The organism is Micromonospora sp. RHAY321 (genome assembly GCF_023896955.1).
Classification (GTDB): Bacteria; Actinomycetota; Actinomycetes; order Mycobacteriales; family Micromonosporaceae; genus Micromonospora.
The window spans coordinates 230,572-248,202 of record NZ_JAMHIW010000001.1 but is presented as its reverse complement, the minus strand read 5'-3'; the positions used below and the strand labels follow the sequence as shown (position 1 = coordinate 248,202).

At 71.3% G+C, this 17,631-nt stretch carries 16 protein-coding genes and 1 pseudogene; 3 read left to right on the top strand and 14 right to left on the bottom strand.

Annotation, left to right across the window (positions count from 1 at the left end; genetic code table 11):
• The first annotated feature begins 68 nt into the window (after positions 1-68).
• Positions 69-3,161 (top strand): BTAD domain-containing putative transcriptional regulator, encoded by a 3,093-nt coding sequence (locus M8C17_RS01210; RefSeq protein WP_252414242.1) that lies wholly within the window; start codon positions 69-71, stop codon positions 3,159-3,161.
• Positions 3,162-3,187: 26 nt separating this feature from the next.
• Positions 3,188-3,985, top strand: coding sequence for a DUF2637 domain-containing protein (locus tag M8C17_RS01205; RefSeq protein WP_252414241.1), 798 nt, complete (start codon positions 3,188-3,190; stop codon positions 3,983-3,985).
• Between the two features lie 462 nt (positions 3,986-4,447).
• Here the strand turns inward: M8C17_RS01205 and M8C17_RS01200 are convergent, their stop codons facing one another.
• From M8C17_RS01200 to M8C17_RS01140, 13 genes are all read right to left on the bottom strand, one after another.
• Positions 4,448-5,530, bottom strand: coding sequence for an aldo/keto reductase (locus tag M8C17_RS01200; protein ID WP_252414240.1), 1,083 nt, complete (start codon positions 5,528-5,530; stop codon positions 4,448-4,450).
• 486 nt (positions 5,531-6,016) lie between these two features.
• Positions 6,017-6,796, bottom strand: coding sequence for a class I SAM-dependent methyltransferase (locus M8C17_RS01195; protein ID WP_252414239.1), 780 nt, complete (start codon positions 6,794-6,796; stop codon positions 6,017-6,019).
• Positions 6,797-7,031: 235 nt separating this feature from the next.
• Positions 7,032-7,400, bottom strand: coding sequence for a hypothetical protein (locus M8C17_RS01190; protein WP_252414238.1), 369 nt, complete (start codon positions 7,398-7,400; stop codon positions 7,032-7,034).
• Between the two features lie 448 nt (positions 7,401-7,848).
• Positions 7,849-8,235, bottom strand: coding sequence for a hypothetical protein (locus M8C17_RS01185; protein ID WP_252414237.1), 387 nt, complete (start codon positions 8,233-8,235; stop codon positions 7,849-7,851).
• Positions 8,236-8,541: 306 nt separating this feature from the next.
• Positions 8,542-8,877 carry a hypothetical protein gene (locus M8C17_RS01180; protein ID WP_252414236.1) on the bottom strand — a complete coding sequence of 112 codons (336 nt, stop codon included), beginning with the start codon at positions 8,875-8,877 and terminating at the stop codon, positions 8,542-8,544.
• Positions 8,878-9,043: 166 nt separating this feature from the next.
• Positions 9,044-9,856, bottom strand: a complete 813-nt coding sequence (locus M8C17_RS01175; RefSeq protein ID WP_252414235.1) for a hypothetical protein — start codon at positions 9,854-9,856, stop codon at positions 9,044-9,046.
• 53 nt (positions 9,857-9,909) lie between these two features.
• Positions 9,910-10,428 (bottom strand): hypothetical protein, encoded by a 519-nt coding sequence (locus tag M8C17_RS01170; RefSeq protein ID WP_252414234.1) that lies wholly within the window; start codon positions 10,426-10,428, stop codon positions 9,910-9,912.
• Between the two features lie 184 nt (positions 10,429-10,612).
• Positions 10,613-10,936, bottom strand: coding sequence for a DUF3085 domain-containing protein (locus tag M8C17_RS01165; protein ID WP_252414233.1), 324 nt, complete (start codon positions 10,934-10,936; stop codon positions 10,613-10,615).
• A gap of 8 nt (positions 10,937-10,944) precedes the next feature.
• Entirely contained in the window at positions 10,945-11,970 is a 1,026-nt protein-coding gene (locus tag M8C17_RS01160; protein WP_252414232.1) for a DUF4192 domain-containing protein, read from the bottom strand.
• 387 nt (positions 11,971-12,357) lie between these two features.
• Complete coding sequence (locus tag M8C17_RS01155) at positions 12,358-13,956, bottom strand: VWA domain-containing protein (protein ID WP_252414231.1); 1,599 nt, start codon at positions 13,954-13,956, stop codon at positions 12,358-12,360.
• A 14-nt stretch (positions 13,957-13,970) separates the two neighbouring features.
• Positions 13,971-15,098 (bottom strand): AAA family ATPase, encoded by a 1,128-nt coding sequence (locus M8C17_RS01150; protein ID WP_252414230.1) that lies wholly within the window; start codon positions 15,096-15,098, stop codon positions 13,971-13,973.
• 240 nt (positions 15,099-15,338) lie between these two features.
• A complete protein-coding gene (locus M8C17_RS01145; RefSeq protein ID WP_252414229.1) occupies positions 15,339-15,638 on the bottom strand; it encodes a hypothetical protein in 300 nt (99 codons plus the stop codon).
• Between the two features lie 129 nt (positions 15,639-15,767).
• Positions 15,768-16,280 (bottom strand): hypothetical protein, encoded by a 513-nt coding sequence (locus M8C17_RS01140; protein ID WP_252414228.1) that lies wholly within the window; start codon positions 16,278-16,280, stop codon positions 15,768-15,770.
• Between the two features lie 140 nt (positions 16,281-16,420).
• On the opposite strand from M8C17_RS01140, the pseudogene M8C17_RS01135 reads away from it, so the two are divergent.
• Positions 16,421-16,704: pseudogene (locus M8C17_RS01135) on the top strand (IS110 family transposase); the annotation flags it as partial.
• Between the two features lie 280 nt (positions 16,705-16,984).
• On the opposite strand, the gene M8C17_RS01130 reads toward M8C17_RS01135, so the two are convergent.
• Positions 16,985-17,584, bottom strand: a complete 600-nt coding sequence (locus M8C17_RS01130) for a hypothetical protein (protein WP_252414227.1) — start codon at positions 17,582-17,584, stop codon at positions 16,985-16,987.
• Between the last annotated feature and the right edge of the window lie 47 nt (positions 17,585-17,631).

The following is a 17,631-nucleotide window of genomic DNA, read 5'->3' as shown; positions in this document are numbered from 1 at the left end:
TCCCAGTCGGTTACCGACTGCCAGCGTTGGCTGCTGTTCCGTCCTTGTCTGACGGGGGAGGGCCGACCATGACGACGAGGCAGGTGGCAGCCATGCGACGCCGGTCAGCTTCTATAGCCGCCGCCATCCCACTGGTTCTGCTGCTCTACGCCGTACCTGCCGCGCTGCTGCGTCTCAACGCGTGGCTGACGCCAAGCATCCCCTCGACAACCACCATGCAGGAGTGGATCCGGGACCCCCTAACCACCGGGTTCCTTACGGTATGCCTGCAGGCTGGCGCCTGGCTGGTCTGGGCAGTCTTGGCCGCCGTCACCGTCGCACGCGTCTATACCCGCCTCGCCCACACTCGGCGCTGGCTACCAGCCCTACAGCTCCCCGGGCCCATGCGCGGATTGACCGCTGCGCTGCTGGGCGCGACCGCCGTCACCACCGCCACAGCCGGCATGCCCGCCCACGCCGCAGCATCAACCACCGCTGCTGCTGGCGACACCCAGTACCCGAGCCCCGACCCGCGGCACATCACACCCACCCTCACTGTCCACACCGCTGGGGCCCCCGCACTCACGCAGGTCGCCGCCCACGAGCCCGCCACGTACACCGTCCGGCGCGGCGACACCCTCTCCGACATTGCCCAGCGGTGCCTGGGCGACGCCGACCGCTGGCCCGACATCTTCGCCCTCAACAGGGGCACCCACTTCCCGAGCACCGGTGGCACATTGCGCGACCCCGACGTGATCTACCCCGGCTGGGCCCTCCGCCTCCCCACAACGGCGGCCCCTGGGCCGCCCCCGTCAGCGGCTCCCGCCACGCCGTCCGCCGAGGGCGATGATCCTGACACCACCAGCCCCAACCCGGGAGCGACAGCACCAGCGCCAACACCGGCAGGCACAACACCGACTGCTCCTGCAACGCCCGCCACCGCGACATCCGAACCGGACACCGCGCCACCGGAAGCCGCCGGCACCCCGGCGGATCAACCTGGTGACACCACTACGCCCGGGCCGGCCACCGGAGGAGTGTCCCTACCCGGTGGCAGCTGGGTCGATGTGGGTCTTGCTCTGGCCATCACCGCCGCGGCGGCTCTCGTGTGGGCGCACCGCCGCCGCCGCTACGTTCCCCGCACACCCTCGATCGCACGCCGCCTCGACGCCCCCGACCTCGCTTCCATGCCCCGCGTGGTCGGGCACATCCGCCGCGGCCTGCACCGGGCCACCGCCAGCCCTCCCGCCCGCGATGAGTCCGCCAGCCTGCGAGATGGTGACCACCACGAAGGGGGCGACCTCGATGACGAAATGGTGCGTGTCCGCGCGGATGCGAACAGCGGCAGTCACGACGCCGAATGCACCGGCGACGACCAGGTCCCTGACGGCGGCGACAACTTCCGTGGGGGCCAGGGCGGCGTGGAGGACGGCGACCCGCTGCCGGTCGCGCCGGCGCTGGATAGTCCGTTGTCGACGCGGTGGTTATCGGCCGGCCTGGGCCTGACTGGGCCTGGCGCGCACGCGGCCGCCCGTGGGCTCCTCATCGCCGCCTTGGCCGCCGGCGGTGTGGACCATCCCGATGGGCGCACAGAGGTTGTCATCCCGTCGACGGCCGCGGCGACGCTACTCGGCGCCGCCGCGGTCACCCTGCCCCGCACACCCCGGCTGACCGTCACCGCCGGCCTCGACGAAGCCCTGGACCTCCTCGAGGCGCAAACGCTGCACCGCACGCGGCTGACCTACCAGCGCGAGGTCGACACCGTCGCCGAGCTGCGCCGCGCCGATCCGTTCGCCGAACCCCTGCCGCCGGTCATGCTGATCGCCAGCGCCGCCAGCCGCCACGAACGCGCGCAAGTCGCCGCGCTGCTGGCTCAGGGTCAACGCTTGGACATCCACGGCGTGCTGCTCGGCGAGTGGCCCGACGGCGACACGATCACCGTCGCCGCCGACGGCACCACCACCCCGGCCAACGATGGCACCACCTCCCGCGGCAGGCACGCTGCCGACGTTGGCCGCCTCGCCGTCCTCGATCCCGTCGAGACCAGCGGCCTGCTTGTCACGCTTGCCGAGTCCCACACCGGGCAGCCGCAGCCCTCGGCATCCACGGCCCAGGCCCAGGTCGACGCCCCCGCCTCACCCGCCGGTGGCAGCAACGACGAACGCATGCCATCTCCCACCATCTTCGCTGACCGGGGCGTGCCGGATGTGACGGTCGGGGGTGGCAGCGAGGCCGACGATGTGCGCGGCAGCACCGCAAGGCCAGCGGGCGACATCAGCACCGCCGCCGCCGCGACGCCTGACATCGAGCAGCGCGACGGACAGGGAAAGACCCTTGCAGGCGCTGGTGAAACGGTGGACGCGCAGCGGACGGCAGGCGTGCAGGACCGCCAGCCCCAGCAGCGCCCGTTGCGGGTGCGGGTGTTGGGCCGCCCCGGCGTCGTCAACGCCGACCCGCAGCGCAGCCTGCGCGCCAAGTCCCTGGAACTGCTGGTGTACCTGGCGGTACACGACGGCGCCGCCTCAACGGAGGCGATCCTCGACGACCTGCTGCCCGACGCCCCGACTAGCAAAGCCCCGGGCAGGCTCTACACCTACGTCTCTGGGCTGCGCGCCGTCCTGCGGCACAACGGCGGGCCCGGCAGCTACGTCATCCATCCCGACCACCGCTACCTGCTGCACCGCGACTGCCTCGATGTCGACCTGTGGCGGATGCGGGTGGCGATCCGCGAGGCCGCGCGGGCCACCGACCCGCAGGCGCGCACTGCGGCGCTGCGCCGCGCCGTTGACGCCTACACCGGGCCCCTGGCCGAGGGCTGCGACTACGAGTGGGTCGAGTCCTACCGCGAAGCGATCCGCCAGGACGCCCTCGACGCCCACCTCGCCCTCGCCGACACCCTCGCCGGCAACCCCGCGCAACAGGTCGCGGTCCTCGACACCGCCATCACCCACCACCCACATTGCGAAGCCCTCTACCAGCAGGCGATGCGCGCCCGCGCCGAGCTCGGGCACCTCGACGCGATCCGCGCCCTCCGCCGCCAGCTGACCCGGGCACTCGCCGAGATCGACGCCGAACCCAGCGACGACACCCTCGCCCTCGCCGACCGGCTCACCGCGCAGATCCACCACACCGCGCGGCCCAACCCCACAAGCACCCGCGGTGATGGCGAGATCTCGACATGAACGCCACGCGCACACCCGTCACGGACATGACTATCAGGGAGGCGGAGCTGCGCCACTTGCGGCGCCTGCGGTGGGCGGTGCGCGGCGTCCTCGCCCTCGGTGTCGCCGCGTCGATCGCCGCGAACGTGCTCCACGCCCGACCCAACCCGGTCAGCCAGGTCATCTCCGCGTGGCCGCCGCTGGCGTTGATGCTCACCGTCGAACTCATCTCCCGCGTTCCCACCCACCAGCGGATGCTGGCGGTGCTGCGACTGATCGCCGCCGCCCCGATCGCCGGCATCGCGGCGTGGGTGAGCTACTGGCACATGGTGGGCGTCGCCGCCCGATACGGCGAAACCGAGGCTGCCGCCGCCTACCTGCTTCCCTTGTCCGTCGACGGACTCGTCGTTGTCGCCAGCGTCAGCCTCGTCGAAATCACCGGCCGTCTCCGTGCCGCCCCCCGATCCCTCTCAGCAACCCTGGCCAGCTCCGCTCACTCGCCGCCTCCCGCCGACGCCAATCCCGTCGTCTCCGCGCCCGCGCCACCACCAGCCCGGCCCGCGCCGAACTCCGGCCAGACGCCCCTCAGAAGGCCGCATGACGGACCGGCGACCGAGCCGAACAGGCCCGACGCCGTCGCCGATGACGGAGCGCCGGTACCCAGAGATACGGCAGCAGCGGTGACCTACTGGTACCGGCGGGACCCCCACCTGCACCCCGCGGACATCGCCGCACGCATCGGACGCTCCGAACGGACCGTCCGTCGATACTGGCCACCCCCCGGTGCCAGCGCTCCGACCAGCGCAGACAAGGCCGGCAGTCTCGTCGGCAACCGCCGCCCCTGACGAGCGGCGCGGTACCGACCGGGACGAGGTTGGCACTTTCTGGGAATGACCTGCACGGGAATCATGCCGGCCCAGCTCCTGGCGTCAGGCCGTAAGGCGAATCCCTCCCCGCATGACTTTGCGGTCCGGGCGTAACGCCACATGTGGTTGCGTACTTGCCGGGGGACAGGTGCGAGGCCCGATCACAATGTCTGTGTGCGCTAACTCGGTGGCTTGCCGCTTAAGGGATGTCTCGTATATCTGTGGTTGGTCCGTGGCGGATCATGTCGGGGTGCAAGTGACTCCGGCGGCCAGCCCGGAGTGGATCTTTCCGTTCGCCGGGCTGCAGCCCGCCAGTTCCGCCGGCTGGTCAGCAATCGCGTCACCACCACGCTCGGCGACCAGCCTGCCGGCTTGAGGACACCACGGATCGACGGGCCAGGATCATGAGGCGGGCCGTCGGAACGAGTGTCTGGGTGTTGGTCAGTAGCGGGCGCTGCTGGATTGCAGTCGCGGGGAGACCGTTGACAGTTGCCCGTCCACGGTGGCTCCGGCGAACTGCAACATCCGCGCCAACATTTTGTTGTTGTTGGCGGGGAAGTTCAGCGCGGGAGCGGACACGTCATCCAGTGTGGCGCGGTGGGCCTCGGTGAGAGTGACGTTCAGGGCATTCAGGTTGGCGTCGAGCTGGTCCATGCGGCGGGCGCCGATGAGGGTGGAGGTAATTCCGGGGCGGCCTTGCACCCAAGCCAGGGCCACCGCGGCGGGACTGGCGCCCACCTCGCGGGCGACGGTGTTGAGCGCGTCGATCACGACGTAGTCGGCTTCGCTAGGGACGCCGACCATCTGCGCGCGTGTGGTGTCGACTGGGCCAGTGGTGGCGCTGGAGTACTTGCCGGACAAGAATCCGCTCTTCAGCGGTCCCCATGGCATTGCGCCCATGCCCAGGGCCTGAGCCATAGGGATCAACTCTCCCTCCGAGGTGCGTTCGAGTAGGGAGTACTCCAACTGCAGGGCGATGATCGGCGCCCACCCGCGGAAGCGCGCGATGGTGGCGGCCTCGGCCGTCGCCCACGCCGGGATGTCGGAGAATCCGAGGTAGCGGACCTTGCCGTCGCTGATCAGGTCATCCAGCGTCCGGAGGGTCTCCTCGACCGGGGTGGACGGGTCGAAGTTGTGCAACCAGTAGATGTCGACGTAGTCGGTTTGCAGGCGCCGCAGTGAGTTCTCCAGCTGCTGCACGATCGCCTTACGGCCGGGTCCACCGCCGTTGGGGTCGTTCTGGTAGAGGTTGCCGAAGAACTTGGTACCGATCACCACCCGGTCACGCAGTGCGCGCTGGCCGGCGAAGTAGTCGCCGATGATCTTCTCGGAGTGGCCGTTCGTGTAGATGTTGGCCGTGTCGATCGAGTTGCCGCCCCGGTCCAGGTAGGCGGCGAGGATGTTCTTGGATTCCGCAGGGCTGCTTCCCCAACCGAAATCCTCGCCGAAGGTCATCGTGCCCAGCGTGAAGGGGCTGACGCGCAGGCCCGAACGGCCGAGCGTGACGTAGGAATCGAGCGACATCAGGAACTCCGAGTTTGATAGAGGTACGAGATGGCGGGACGAGCCGCCCGCTGTGCTCTACCAGTCAAGCCCGCGGAGCCTTGATCAACTAGCACGATACGCGCGATTCGTTGCACAATCGCTCAGTCTCTTCGGGACCATACCTTGCCCCGAAGGCCGATTCGCGCGTTCTGCCTGTTTGGCTCCACTGCTGGTTGCGAGGTCCTGCTGGTACCTGCCCCGGCTGGCACGCGAGGGTGAACGGGGCTTTGGCACGGGGTCGGCCGGGATCCGGCGGGCGACGAAACCGTGGAGGTCGGCGCGAGGCTCTCGGTGTCGTTGGCGATGACTCAGAGCAAGCGCGGCGACAACGACCAGTGAGGCGCACCGACGGGCGGCTTGCCCGCGCTGACTAACGAAGCCGCATCGGCCGATTGGAAAGCGCGCTCACGCACACTGCGCTGTCATCGACATGAGTGGATGTCTGTTAATCTGGACGGCCGTCGGTTAGGTGGATGTGACGCAATCCCGGACCAAAGGCGGCGACATGGTCCGCGAGTGGGCATCCGTGAGGTCTGCCGGCTTACGCGCGAGGATCAGCGTGCACCGTGAGCTGCCGTCCCGGCGCTGGCCCAGGACGGTCAAGGCGACGGCCGTCACGGTGAAGCCAGCCGCTGTCAGATTGTCGCGGACTGCGGCCAGCGGGCTGGTGCGGTAGTACATGACGAACGGCGGTCGCCATATGGCATTACGTACCCGCATGGCCAGGTCGAATCCGAGCGTGGCCAAGTGCGAGACCGAGGCCAGGGGCGGCGGTGCGCCGATCGGCAAGGCGAAGAGCCCGCCGGGCCGCAGCGCGCGGTACACCCCCTCGAAGAGTGCCGGTCGCTCGGTTGGCAGAAAGTGCCCGAGCGCTCCGAAGCTGACGGCGAGGTTGAAGTACTCAGTGAATGGCAGGGCCCGAGCGTCGGCCCGAGCCCACGTGGCGTCCGGGTGAGCGCTGCGCGCCTGCGCGAGCATGCCAGCGCTGAAGTCCACGCCCGTGATGCCTCCTTGGCACACAGACCTGAGAACCAGCATGCCCGCGCCGGTACCGCAGCACACGTCCAGCCCATGATCGAACGGCCCGAGTTCGGACAGCGCGTCGGCGGTCGCGCCGAGAAAGCTATCCGGCGTGCGAAAGGGCGTGTGGTCAAACTTCGGAGCTAGCAGGTCATAGCCGCGCTCGACCGAGGACAACGCCTGGATGCAGAGTTCACGCAGAGACGGACCCTGAGGCGAAAACACCGACCAAGGGTACCTGCCGGAGCCCGCGGGGCGCCTTCCTACGCGATGGGCAGTGTCGGCATACCCGCAGGCTCCGATCAGCCGATCTGAGCGAAGACCCCCCGGGCATGCTGGCCTGCACGCCCGGGGCCTTCGCTCGGGCTGTCCCTGCCCACCCACCACATCCAGGTCGTCCCCACACGCGGGGCTTCCGTCATCAGGCATCACCCCCCGCGCCGCTGTACCCGGCGGCCAGTCACGACAGGGTCAGGCGGCGCAGCCCGCCGTCGGCGCCCACCTGGTAGAGGTCCAATCGGTTGGCCGCGGCGGTGAAGATCGGGTTGTCGGGCAGGAGTGCGCGAACCGCCGGCCACCTTTGTCCGGCGGCACGACGAGCACGACCGCGCCGACCGTCCCGTTGACAGCGACGGCGAGCCTGGTGCCGTCCGGCAACCGACGCGGGCACGGTGCCCCACATCAGTGCGGGCAGCTCACCGCGCGTCGGGTCGGCGGCGCGGAACGTGGCGAGGTCGGCCACGGTGGCCGTACCGCCGGCGGGTCGGTCCCCGAGCCGGGTGCCAGCGACGACCCAGGCCCGCCCGCCCACTACCGCTACGTCCGCCATGGCAACGAGACCGACCCGCCAACGTTCCGCTACGCCGGGCAGGTCGGCGACGACGTGTGACGGCGCAGCCCCTTGCTATGACTCGGCGTCGCCAAACGACTGACGTCGGCGACGGTCGGACGGTGACAACGAGGCCGGCGAGGTCGAACTCCTCGATCGGTCGATCGGATCGAAGTTCAGATTCCGAGACGATGCGTGGATGGCCAGAGCCTCAGCATGACTGTGAGGCGTGCTCGATACAGCGGTCAACATCGGTCATCGCGGCCTGCCGCCGTGCGCGGTGCCGGCGTGAATGGAGCGACGAACGAGCCGCGCTGCTCAGGAACTCGGTGCCGAGGGGAACGAACCCCACAGTCGGGGTCGTCGTTGACAGCTCCGACGAGCGTGACAGAAGAGCCGACCCGCTGGACCTCTCGGCTTGGCGGGGGCAGGCAGTCGTCGGGTGCGGTCACCGGCCATGCCCTGCGGTCGTATCTGTCGGCTGCGGTGGATCGACCTCGACGAAGCCGAAGAGCCGTTCGATGAGCTGCAGCGCCTGTGTGCGGTAACGGTCGGCGAAACCCCGGCAGATCGCCGGCTTGGCCTCGGGGTGCTGGTAGTACGGGAGCGTGTCATGGCAGATGATGAACGACTCCCGCTGGCGGGCTTCGGTGACGAGGTCCCGCAGCCGGCCGGCGGCGAGGCGCATCCGGTTGCCGGGGGCGAAGATGCAGGTCTGGCACTGCCGCGACATCAGTCGCGACTTGCCGAGCTCAGGGTCGCCGACGCTGAGCGTGGCCCCTGCGGTGGCGTCAGTGGACTCGTCGTCGGAGTTGGCGTCGGGTACGGGTTTCACGGTGTCTCCATCTGCGAGGAGGCGAGGGCGCCGCCGGGAGGGCAGGGCGCCTCGCCCCGGTGTTTATGCAGGTGTCAAAGGTGGTGCGCGGTCCTCAAAGGCAACTGGTTGGACATCCCCCTCGGGGACGTCACGGGTGCGGCATGAAGGATTAGCCGCCGCAGGCCGCCATCTAGCTGGCGAGGACGGTGAGGTCTCGCCGAAGAACAGCTGTGCCGTGTCGGTCCCTCGCGGTGCGGTGAGGTCCAGTGCCTCCGACCGGCCGCTGGCGCAGGCTGGATGGGCGCAACCCCGATGGGGCCTGGGTCATGCGGCCTGGGACGACAGCATGTGCCACTGCTGCGGCTGGCTTGGTGGGTTGGGCCGGAACCAGCCGGCGAATCGGTCCGCCGCAGCTGTGGCCGGGCCGAGGACCTGCGCTCGGCGTCGGGCGAGCAGTGTGGGTCGGGTGGCGGCGCGGCAGGCCCGTTGGGCGTCGCGTGCTGGTGGGCACGGGTACGCCTCGCCAGCGCAGCGCAGGTTCGCGCAGCGGTCCGGGCGGTCCGGTTCGGGAAGGTGGGCGGCGGCGACGTCTGCGGCGAGCAGCCACAGCGGGACATCGGTGACAGTGCGCGGTACGGCGCGACGGTGCGGTGGGGTCATCGGTGGCGCCTTCCGGATTGGGTGTCAGCGTGGGTGGCCGCCACCCCGGGCCAGCGGTGTGGGGATGCCGCTGTCGGGTCCGCCCCGGGTGGCGACCGGGTCCAGTGACGCTCGACTTTCCCCATTGATCAAGTCGTCGCCCGTCCGTCGCGACCCGAGGGCCGGGTTAGTCGTCGCGATGGATGAGGAAGCAGTCGCGTACGGCGGGGTCGTCGTGGCGGTAGTCCTCCAGTCGGGCGTCGTAGTGAGCGGGTTGGCCGCAGTGCCGGCAGCGCAGGGGCACGGCCGCGTCGAGGTCGGTGCCGTCCGGGCCGTGCGCGTTGGTGTGGTCGTGCGCGGCGAAGGTGCACGTGCCGTGGGTGCAGAACCGGCGGCCGGGTGTGCGGAGCCGGGCGACGACCAGGTCCTGCACCGAGCGGGTGAGGTCGATGCTGGCCGGGGTGCCGTCGTAGGGGACGCCGGCGCAGATCAGGTAGTCGTTGGCGTCGAGGTAGCGGTGCAGGTCGGTGAACGAGCCGACGCCGGCGGGCACGATCCCTTCGCTGATGTCGTCGTCGATCTCGGCGACGATGCGCTCGGCGAAGCGCCGGACCTGGTCGGCGGAGTCCCCGGTCGGCGGCTGGTGAGGTTGGTGCTGGGCCCGCCAGATACGGACCAGGGCCCGGAGATGACTGATCTGGGCGGCGCGTTGCGCGCTCAGCGCATCGAGGCGCGGTCCGTCAGCTTGCAGCACACCGGTCGGGTTGATGGTGGGTGCCGGCTCACCGGGCCTGGCGGCGAGGGCGCGGCGGACGTCGTCGAGGCGGGCGGCGATAGTGTCGGCGCAGCGGGCGAGGTCCGTTTCGGTGCCGGTGAGGGCATGGCAGGCATCGGCGAGCGCGGCCGCGAGCACGGCCGGCGCGCCTCCGCGCGTGCGGGCGGCGAGGGTGTCGTCGGGGATGTCGTGGCCGGTGTACTTACCGATGAGGTGCAGTGTCACGGGGAAGACTCCTCAGAGTTCGGGCGGGCGGGCGGATGGCGTGCGGGCGACGGTCACGTCAGCTCGGCTGGTTCGGCGGCGGTGGCGTCGAGGTCGCCCGGGTTGGCGTCGTCGCGTTCGGCGCCGTCCCACTCGAACCGCACGACAAGGTCCGCGCCGGTGAGGGCGGTCTCGATGCAGGCTTCGGCGGTGTCGAAGGCGTTCTCACGGCCGGCGGCGGTGACCTCGATGAGGACGGGGAGGGTGAGGCGTACCTGCCAGCGCCGGGGCAGCGGCGGCAGGTCGAGCGCGCACAGCACCCGGTCTGCGGCGTCACCATCGATGTCGTGCGTGCTGGCCGCCTCGTACAGCGCCCGCCACACCTCGCGGCGCAGCCGCGCCCCAGCGTCGGCGGCCGGGAGCAGTGGCGCGGGCGGGCTGTGGTGCTCGCGCAGGTAGGCGCGGATCTGGGCGGTGGTGTGGGTGAGCCATCCCAGCGGGGCGGGCTCGGTCGGCGTGAATGCGGCCCAGGCATCGCGCAGGACGGATTCCAGGGTCGGTGGTGGCGGCGTGGCCGCGTCGGGCGTGCTCATCAGGTCTCCGGTGCTCAAAAGGGCGCGTCTGCCCCGCGGCAGATGGGCGGCGGGGCAGACGCGCGGGTGGTTGGTCAGGGCTGGTGGTGTCGGGTGCGAGCGACTCGCACCTCGTAGGCGTCGCCGGTGACGCTCAGGTGCAGCCACGGGTAGCCGTCGGCCTGGGCGGCGCGCAGGACGGTGATCAGTGGGTGGGTGCGTCGCTGAGGTGCAGGTGATCGGCGAAGTCGTCGCCGCCGAGGTCCGCGTCGCGGCGGTGCCCGTCGGTGTCGGGGTTCCAGCCGTCGGCGTAGACGACGAGGCTGGAGCCGGGACGGTCCGGGTCGTCGAGGCGGGGCAGGCCGCTGGACATGAGGTAGACGCCGTGGTCGTGGACCCAGACCAGCGCGCCCGGGCAGGCGATGCCGTCGTCGTGTTCGCTGAACGACGGGCCGTGCTCGCGTGCGGCGACGGCGTGCTCGGCCAGTCGCAGCGCGGCGGTCAGGTCAAAGAAGAGGTGCAGTGCCATGAGAGGGCTCATTTCTGCCCGGGGCCCGGCGGCCTAGGGGTGGGGTTGTCGGTGGCGGGCCAGCCGTCGAGGACGGTGGGCGGGAGGCCGTCGCGCAGCGCGCGGTCGAGCAGCTGGGCGAGGAAGTAGGTGGGGTCGGCGGCCAGGGCCCGGTCCAGGGCGACGCAGGCGAGGGCGCCGAGCCCGCCTCGCCAGGCGGTCAAGGCGAGCAGGGTCGCCGGTGGTGCGGCGAGGGCCGGTTCGACGCGGCGGGTGAGGTCGGTCCACAGAGCCATGTGCGACGGGTCGGTGTCGGTGGCGAGCCAGGCGGCGTCGCGGACCGTGGTGTCGACCAGCAGCACGGACAGCCAGGCCACCTCGTCGTCGGTGAGCACGCTGTCTCCCGCGTAGCGGGCGAACGTCTCGCGTACCGCCTTCTGCCCGGCCCGGATGACCGCCGCGCGGCCGCCTGCGGTGAACGCGGTGATGCGTCGCTTCTGTGCGCGCCGGGTGGCCGCGGTGACGGCGTCGCGGGCGACGCCGGTCGTGGGGGCGAGGCTGGCGACGAGAGCGGCCCGGTCGGGCAGCGCGCTCTGACCGGCGACGATCGCCCAGACGGCGGCGACACTGCCGACGGCGTCGAACGGAACCCCGTCGACGGGACAGCAGTCTGGTTCCTGGCAGAGGTAGGAGTAGTAGCGGCCGTCGGTGACCCGCAGCGCGTCGAGCACGGTGACGCCCGCGTCGCGCACCTGTGAGGTGAGAGCGTCGATGATGGGGGTGACGTGGGTAGCGGGCCCGTAGCCGATGATGATCGCTGCGATGGCGCCGACGTTGCGCAGCAGGGTGAGCTGCTGTGGGCCGGCACCGTCGACCCATTCGGGGATCTCGTCGCGGTGGGGCAGGTCGACGCGGCCCGCCACAGCGATCGTGTTCGCGCGGAGTCCGACGATGACGAGACTGTCGCCGGGGTGGAAGCCGAACAGGTACGGCACGACGGCGAGCAGGTCACCGACCGCGGTCAAGGTCAGGCGGGATAGATGCTCGTGGGCCATAGGGGACAACTCCTTCGGTTCGAGAGATGGGGTGCAACGCCGTGAGGCCCCGCAGCGGGCTCGGCTGCGGGGCCTCACGGCGGTGTCGGCGTGCCCTTGTGAGGGCTGACTGTTAGAGGGGGCAGGGGCGGCGCTGCTCGCGCCGGTGGCACCCGAACGACAGTCGGGTGCTCGAGTGCCGGTCGGCTGTGAACGCTGAGGCGGGCATGGTGGCCGGGACGCGGTGCGGCAGCGACGGCGGTATGCCGGTGGCGGCGTTTCCAGCCCCGGCGGCCGCGGCGAAGTCCGCCGCGGCGCTGGTGCTCGGCGAGGACGCGACCCGGTCGGCGACGCGGTTGGCTGGGAGGTGGTGGCTCGGTGTCCGACCGGCGTCGGGTCAGGTGCTGCTCAGGCGCGTTCGAGGGCGGTGACGGCGGCGTCGGCGATGGCGTCGACGGCCTGCACGGGATCGGCGGCCAGCAGAGTCGTGGTGTGGCGGAATGTGTGTCCGGCGAGGTCGGCGGGGCGCAGCCACAGCACGGCGCAGCCGGCCTGGTGCAGGGTGGTGATCAGCCGTTGGGCGGGTTCGATGTCGGGTAGGTCGCCGTCGGAGACGACGGCGAGCATCCGCAGCCGCCCTGGCTGGCGTAGGCCCAGCAGCTGGTCGGCGAGCTTCACCGCCTCGATGAACGCGGTGGTCCCGCCGACCGCCGCGATCTGCAGGACCTTCGCCGGCTGCTGGCGTGGCGGCACGAGCACCGTGGCGCGGCTGCCGAACCCGATCATGGCGGTGGTGGCCTGGTTGGTGCGTGCGGCGTGGGCGAGGATCCACCCGGCGGCGGACATCGGCGCCGCGTAGGCGCGCATGGAGCCGGAGGTGTCGACGAGCACGGCCAGGTGCAGGGCCGGCTTCGGCGGCGGCAGGGTGGTCCGGCGTTGCCACGGTGTGGCGGTGGGCGTGGTGCCGGCGGCGGCTTGGGCCTTGGCGGTGATGGCGTGGCGGGTGCGGAGCCGTCCGGGCGGTATCGGGCTGGGCCGGGTGTCGGGTTCGGGTTGGTGGGTGCGCGCGCGGCGCAGCCGGGCGGCGAGGTGGCGGGCGGCGGCCCGTTCGGCGTCGGTGGGGTCGCGGCGCGTCCACGTCGCCGGCGGCCCATGCCGGTCCGCGACCTGCTGCGCGGTGTACTCGGCGGGAGTCACTCCGGCGGTGTGGGCGAGGTAGTCGGTGAGGGCTTGGGCGAGCTGCCCGGCGAACACCCCAAGATCCGGCCGCGGTGGGGCGGGTTGCTGGTGGGGGTCGATGCCGAGGATCCGGCACCACCGCCACGCCAGGTCGATCATCTGCTCGCCTTCGCTGTCACCCACGGTGTGGGCGTGCCGCCACACGTCGCGCAGCTGCCGCAGACGTGGGCGGCCGATGACGGCGGTGACGGCGGCCCGCACTCCTGTGATGTCTTTGGCGGTGATGATGCGGGCGTCAACCCGGGCGAGGAGCAGCGCGGCGAGTTGCCCGGCGTGCCACGGGTCGTCGACGGGCGCCCCGTCGGGGTTGAGCAGGTGGGTGACGGCGTGGCGCAGCCACCGCCGGTCGGCTCGCCGCCTGCCGCGCTGCCGGTTCTCGGCCCGGGACTCCTCCAGCAGGTCCGCGACGGCGGCGACGACCGGTGGGGTGCCCGGCGGTGTGCGCCACAGGCTGTGGGTGGCGTGGGCGGCTTCGTGCACGAGCAGCCCGTAGGCGGTGGGCACGAGGCGTTTGTGGCCGGGGCGGCGCGGGTCGGTGATGGTGGGTGCCCCGATGTGGGTGGCGTCGACCTCGATGCGGCGGGCGTCGGGGTAGAAGCAGGCCGGCGCGTCGCCGCCGGCGCCGGGCGCGACGGTGACCTGCAGGTCGCGTCGGTCGGTCAGGACCGGGATGTGGCGGGTCCAGGCGTCGCTCCACGGCTGCCAGTCCGGGTCGCCGCCCGTCGTGCTGGGATGGCTGGTACGCACGTGAGTGCTGCTCAGGGGCATGAGATGTCTCCGTTTCAGCGTTGCTTGCCGAGGGTCAGGGCCGAGGTGTCGGCGCCGAAGTGCTGCCGCAGGACGGCGAGGACGTGCTCGCGGTCGTCTTCGGGGGCGCGGCCGGCGAGGTTCGCCACCGCCGCGGGCAGGCCGAGGGTCTTGCGGACGCGGGCGAAGCCGAGCAGCTCGCGCAGCTGCGGCGCCCAACTGACGCGCCCGGCGGCCAGGTCGGCGTTCAACGCGATGGCAGCCCGGATGGCGGGGGAGGGGACGCCGAGGTGGCGGGCGAGGTCCCAGTCGGTGGTGACCTCGATGTGCACGTCGAACCGCGACGCCAAGGCCTCGGTGAGGATCGCCCCGTGCACACCAGGGTTATGTCCGGCGATGACGTAGAACCCGTCGACGGCCTCGACGCGTTCGTTGCGGTAGCCGGGAATGGTGATCACCCGGCGGCCGTCCATCGCCGGGTACAGCACGGCGAGGACCTTCGGCGGGATCAGGGTGGCGTCGTCGACCAGCAACGCCCGGCCCTCGCGCATCGCGACCACGAGCGGCCCGTAGACGAACTCGAACCCGCCGTCCGGCAGGGGGATGAAGTTGCCGAGGAAGTCCTCCACCACGGTGTCGCCGGTCCCGGCGACGGTCAGCAGATCTGCGAAGGCGGCCTCGACGAGGGCGGTCTTCCCGGTGCCCGGCGGGCCGTAGAGCAGCACAGGGATGCGCTTGTCCCGCAGCCGGCGCAGCACGTCCACATCGGTCGCGCCGGCGAGCTTGCGCGGGAAGTACAGGTCCCCGTTCGGCCGGGCGACCGGCTGCCGCCGCGCCGACCGCCCGCCGCCACCGCTGGCGGGCGCGCGGGGCGCGGGTGGGGGCATCGCGCCGGCGGCGTCGATGCCCGCCTGGGTGATGTGAAAGCGGTGCGGACCGGGGTAGTGGGTGGCGTAGCCGGCGGCGGCCATCTTCTTCAACGCCTCGAACACGGCGCCGCTCGAGCGGGCGGCGATCGCGGTGGTGACCTGGCCGACCTTCAACCACTGGTCCGGCTGGCTGGCCAGGTAGGCGGCGACCTGCCGGTAGAGGTAGCCGGGCCGGCGTCCGTGACCCAAGTCGGGCGGAGTGTCGGCGGTGGCGGGCGGGGTCGCGGGGTCCATGTGGGTCCTCCTGTCATAGGGGCCCGCGCACCCGTCTGCGGTGCGCGGGCAACGTGGTGCGGTGTCCGCGCGGCGGAGACGGGCGGTGGCGGGCGCGCCCTGCGGCAGGGTCGGCCGACCACCGTGAGGTGCTCACAGCAACGGCAGCCCACAAGGGCTGCCGATCAGGTGCCGCCGCTGGCGGGCGACGACAAGGAACGCACCGGGCGGCGGATCGATCAAGTCGATCCGCTGCCGGGGCTACAGGCGGTGCAGGGTGACCTCACCGCAGGGGCGGCCGGAGATCTGCACGGTCAGGCCGAACACGTTGCCGTCGGACAGCTCGAGCCACACGCCCCGGTCGAGGGTCAGCACCCCGGCGTCTCGGTAGACGCGGGCGGACGTGATGGTCACGGGGCTGCCGTCGCCGTGCACCAGGTGAGGCAGGTCGGTGTCATCGCAGAGCTGGTCCAGGTCACCGCTGGTGAGCAGGCGCGTCACGAGGGCCTGCAGGATCTCTTCGTGGGCGTACTCGCCGAACTCGTCGCCGTCATCGCGCATCGCCAGGCCTCCTTTCCGTGTTGGTGTCGGACGAGGGTCCGGCCTCGGGTAAGGGCGGATCGGGGATGCTGCCGGCAATGCGGTCGCAGTCGTAGGGGTGCACCGCCGTCCACGTCCAGGCGCGGCCCATCACGATGCAGCGGCCCTGCCCGTCCGGGATGATGCGGTCGACGGCGCCCGGGTCGTCGTGCACCCGCGTCTCGTCGACGACGAGGACGTCACCGTCGAACCGCAGCCGCGCCAGGAGTCGTCCACCATCTGCTCGCCGCGCTCGCCGATGCCGTCAGCCGCGAGCTGCCGCCGGTAGCGACCGCAGGCCTCCTGCTGGTCGGCGACGATCGCCTCGGCCACCTCCCGAGTGCAGGTGAACACCGCCCACCCGTTCCACCGGTCAACCAGGGTGCCGGCGAAGCCGACCGGAATTCGGAGGTCTCCGTCCGGGTTGGGCGTCCACGCCCAGTCCCGTGCGAACACGCCCTGCCCGCCCAGGCGCACCCGGTCGGGGTGCAGGTGGCTGACGTCCCGATCGTCGCCGTTGGGGTGCAGGACCCTGCGGCAGTGGCGGGCCGCCTCGTCTTCGACGGCCTCGTCGTACCCGTTGCACCACGCCCACCGAGTCTGGTCGCACTGCCTCGCGGTCAACTTCGCCCACACGGGTGCGCCCGGTGGAGCGCGCTCGGCGTAGCGGTCGCAGCCAGGCCATACCGGTCGGCGGCGGGAAGCCCGTCGAGGACCGGCGGGTCAACGTCGTCGATCCCGGCGAGGTTCCCCACCGCCCGCGCGTGAAGGCCTACGCCGGTGCCGCACCGGTCACTCGTGCCTCCGGCAAGAGCCGCGTTGTCTTCAACCGCAAGCCAAAAACCAGCGTCTGGCCTCGGTCGGCTACCAGTGGGCGTTCTGCGCCCTGACCACCTCACCCGGCGCACTGGCCCACTACCGCCGACGACGGGACCGCGGCGACTGGCACGCCGCCGCTCAACGCAACCTGTTCAACCGGATGCTCGGCATCCACCACTGCCTGACCGCCGGCCAGCCCTACGACGAGACCAGAGCCTTTCCGGCACTGGGACCGGCAGAGCCGACGATGCAAAGCCCGGTAACAACCGTCCCGCTCCGCGCCAACCCTGGGCTCTGCCCCACACCCCGGCCCTCCAAGGAGCCGCCGGTTGACACACACCCCTGTGGGAGGTCTCAGAGATGCCGCCCGCGGATCACCTCATCGGGCACCATAAGGGCTACCAGTCCCCGGTCGGGGCCAAGGTCGTTCCAGTAGGGCGCTCCACCTTGTCCCCGTCCGGGGAGGCTGGACGGTCTACGACTGCCCGACGAGGAGATCCGCTTGAGCGTTAGCTGCCACGCTTGGCCAAGTCAGCGAGGTGCGCGCATGGCTGCTCGGCCTCACGGTGCCAGGCGCTCCCCACTACGGCGGCGGGGTAGCTGACCTCTCTGATCTGTTGGTCGGCGGTCTCGACGGAGAACCGTATCGACAACGGCTCGCTCCCGAACGCGATAGAGCACTCAATGCGCAGCTTGACATCGATCCAGGCGGTACCGCCGGGGCGCAGCAGCCGAGTCTGGCCGGTGTCATGGACCTGGACGCCGGGTCGTTGACCGGTAGCCGCACGAACCGTGATCGGCGCGGGGCCAGCGTTGATCACTGCCAGTTGCCCGTCCATCTGGAGGACGCCCGTGGCGTCCGAACCCCCGCTACTGATGGATGCAGGGAAGGCCACGAGTGAGACCGAAGCGTTCCGCTCCCGCTCCTCCCGCGAGTCTCGCAGCTCGCTGACACCGACACCGCCAAGCACAACGCCGACCACGAAGGCAGCGACGAGCCATACATTCATCTTCCGTCTGGCCATGAGGCCCTCGGGGGTGGCGCCGCCGGGCTCCGCTGGCTCGTGATCGTGCTCGTTCAGGTCAATCACTTCGCGCTCCGCCGACATGGCGTCAGCCTAGGGTTCTCCCTGACCGCGCGTTGGCCGGCCGTACA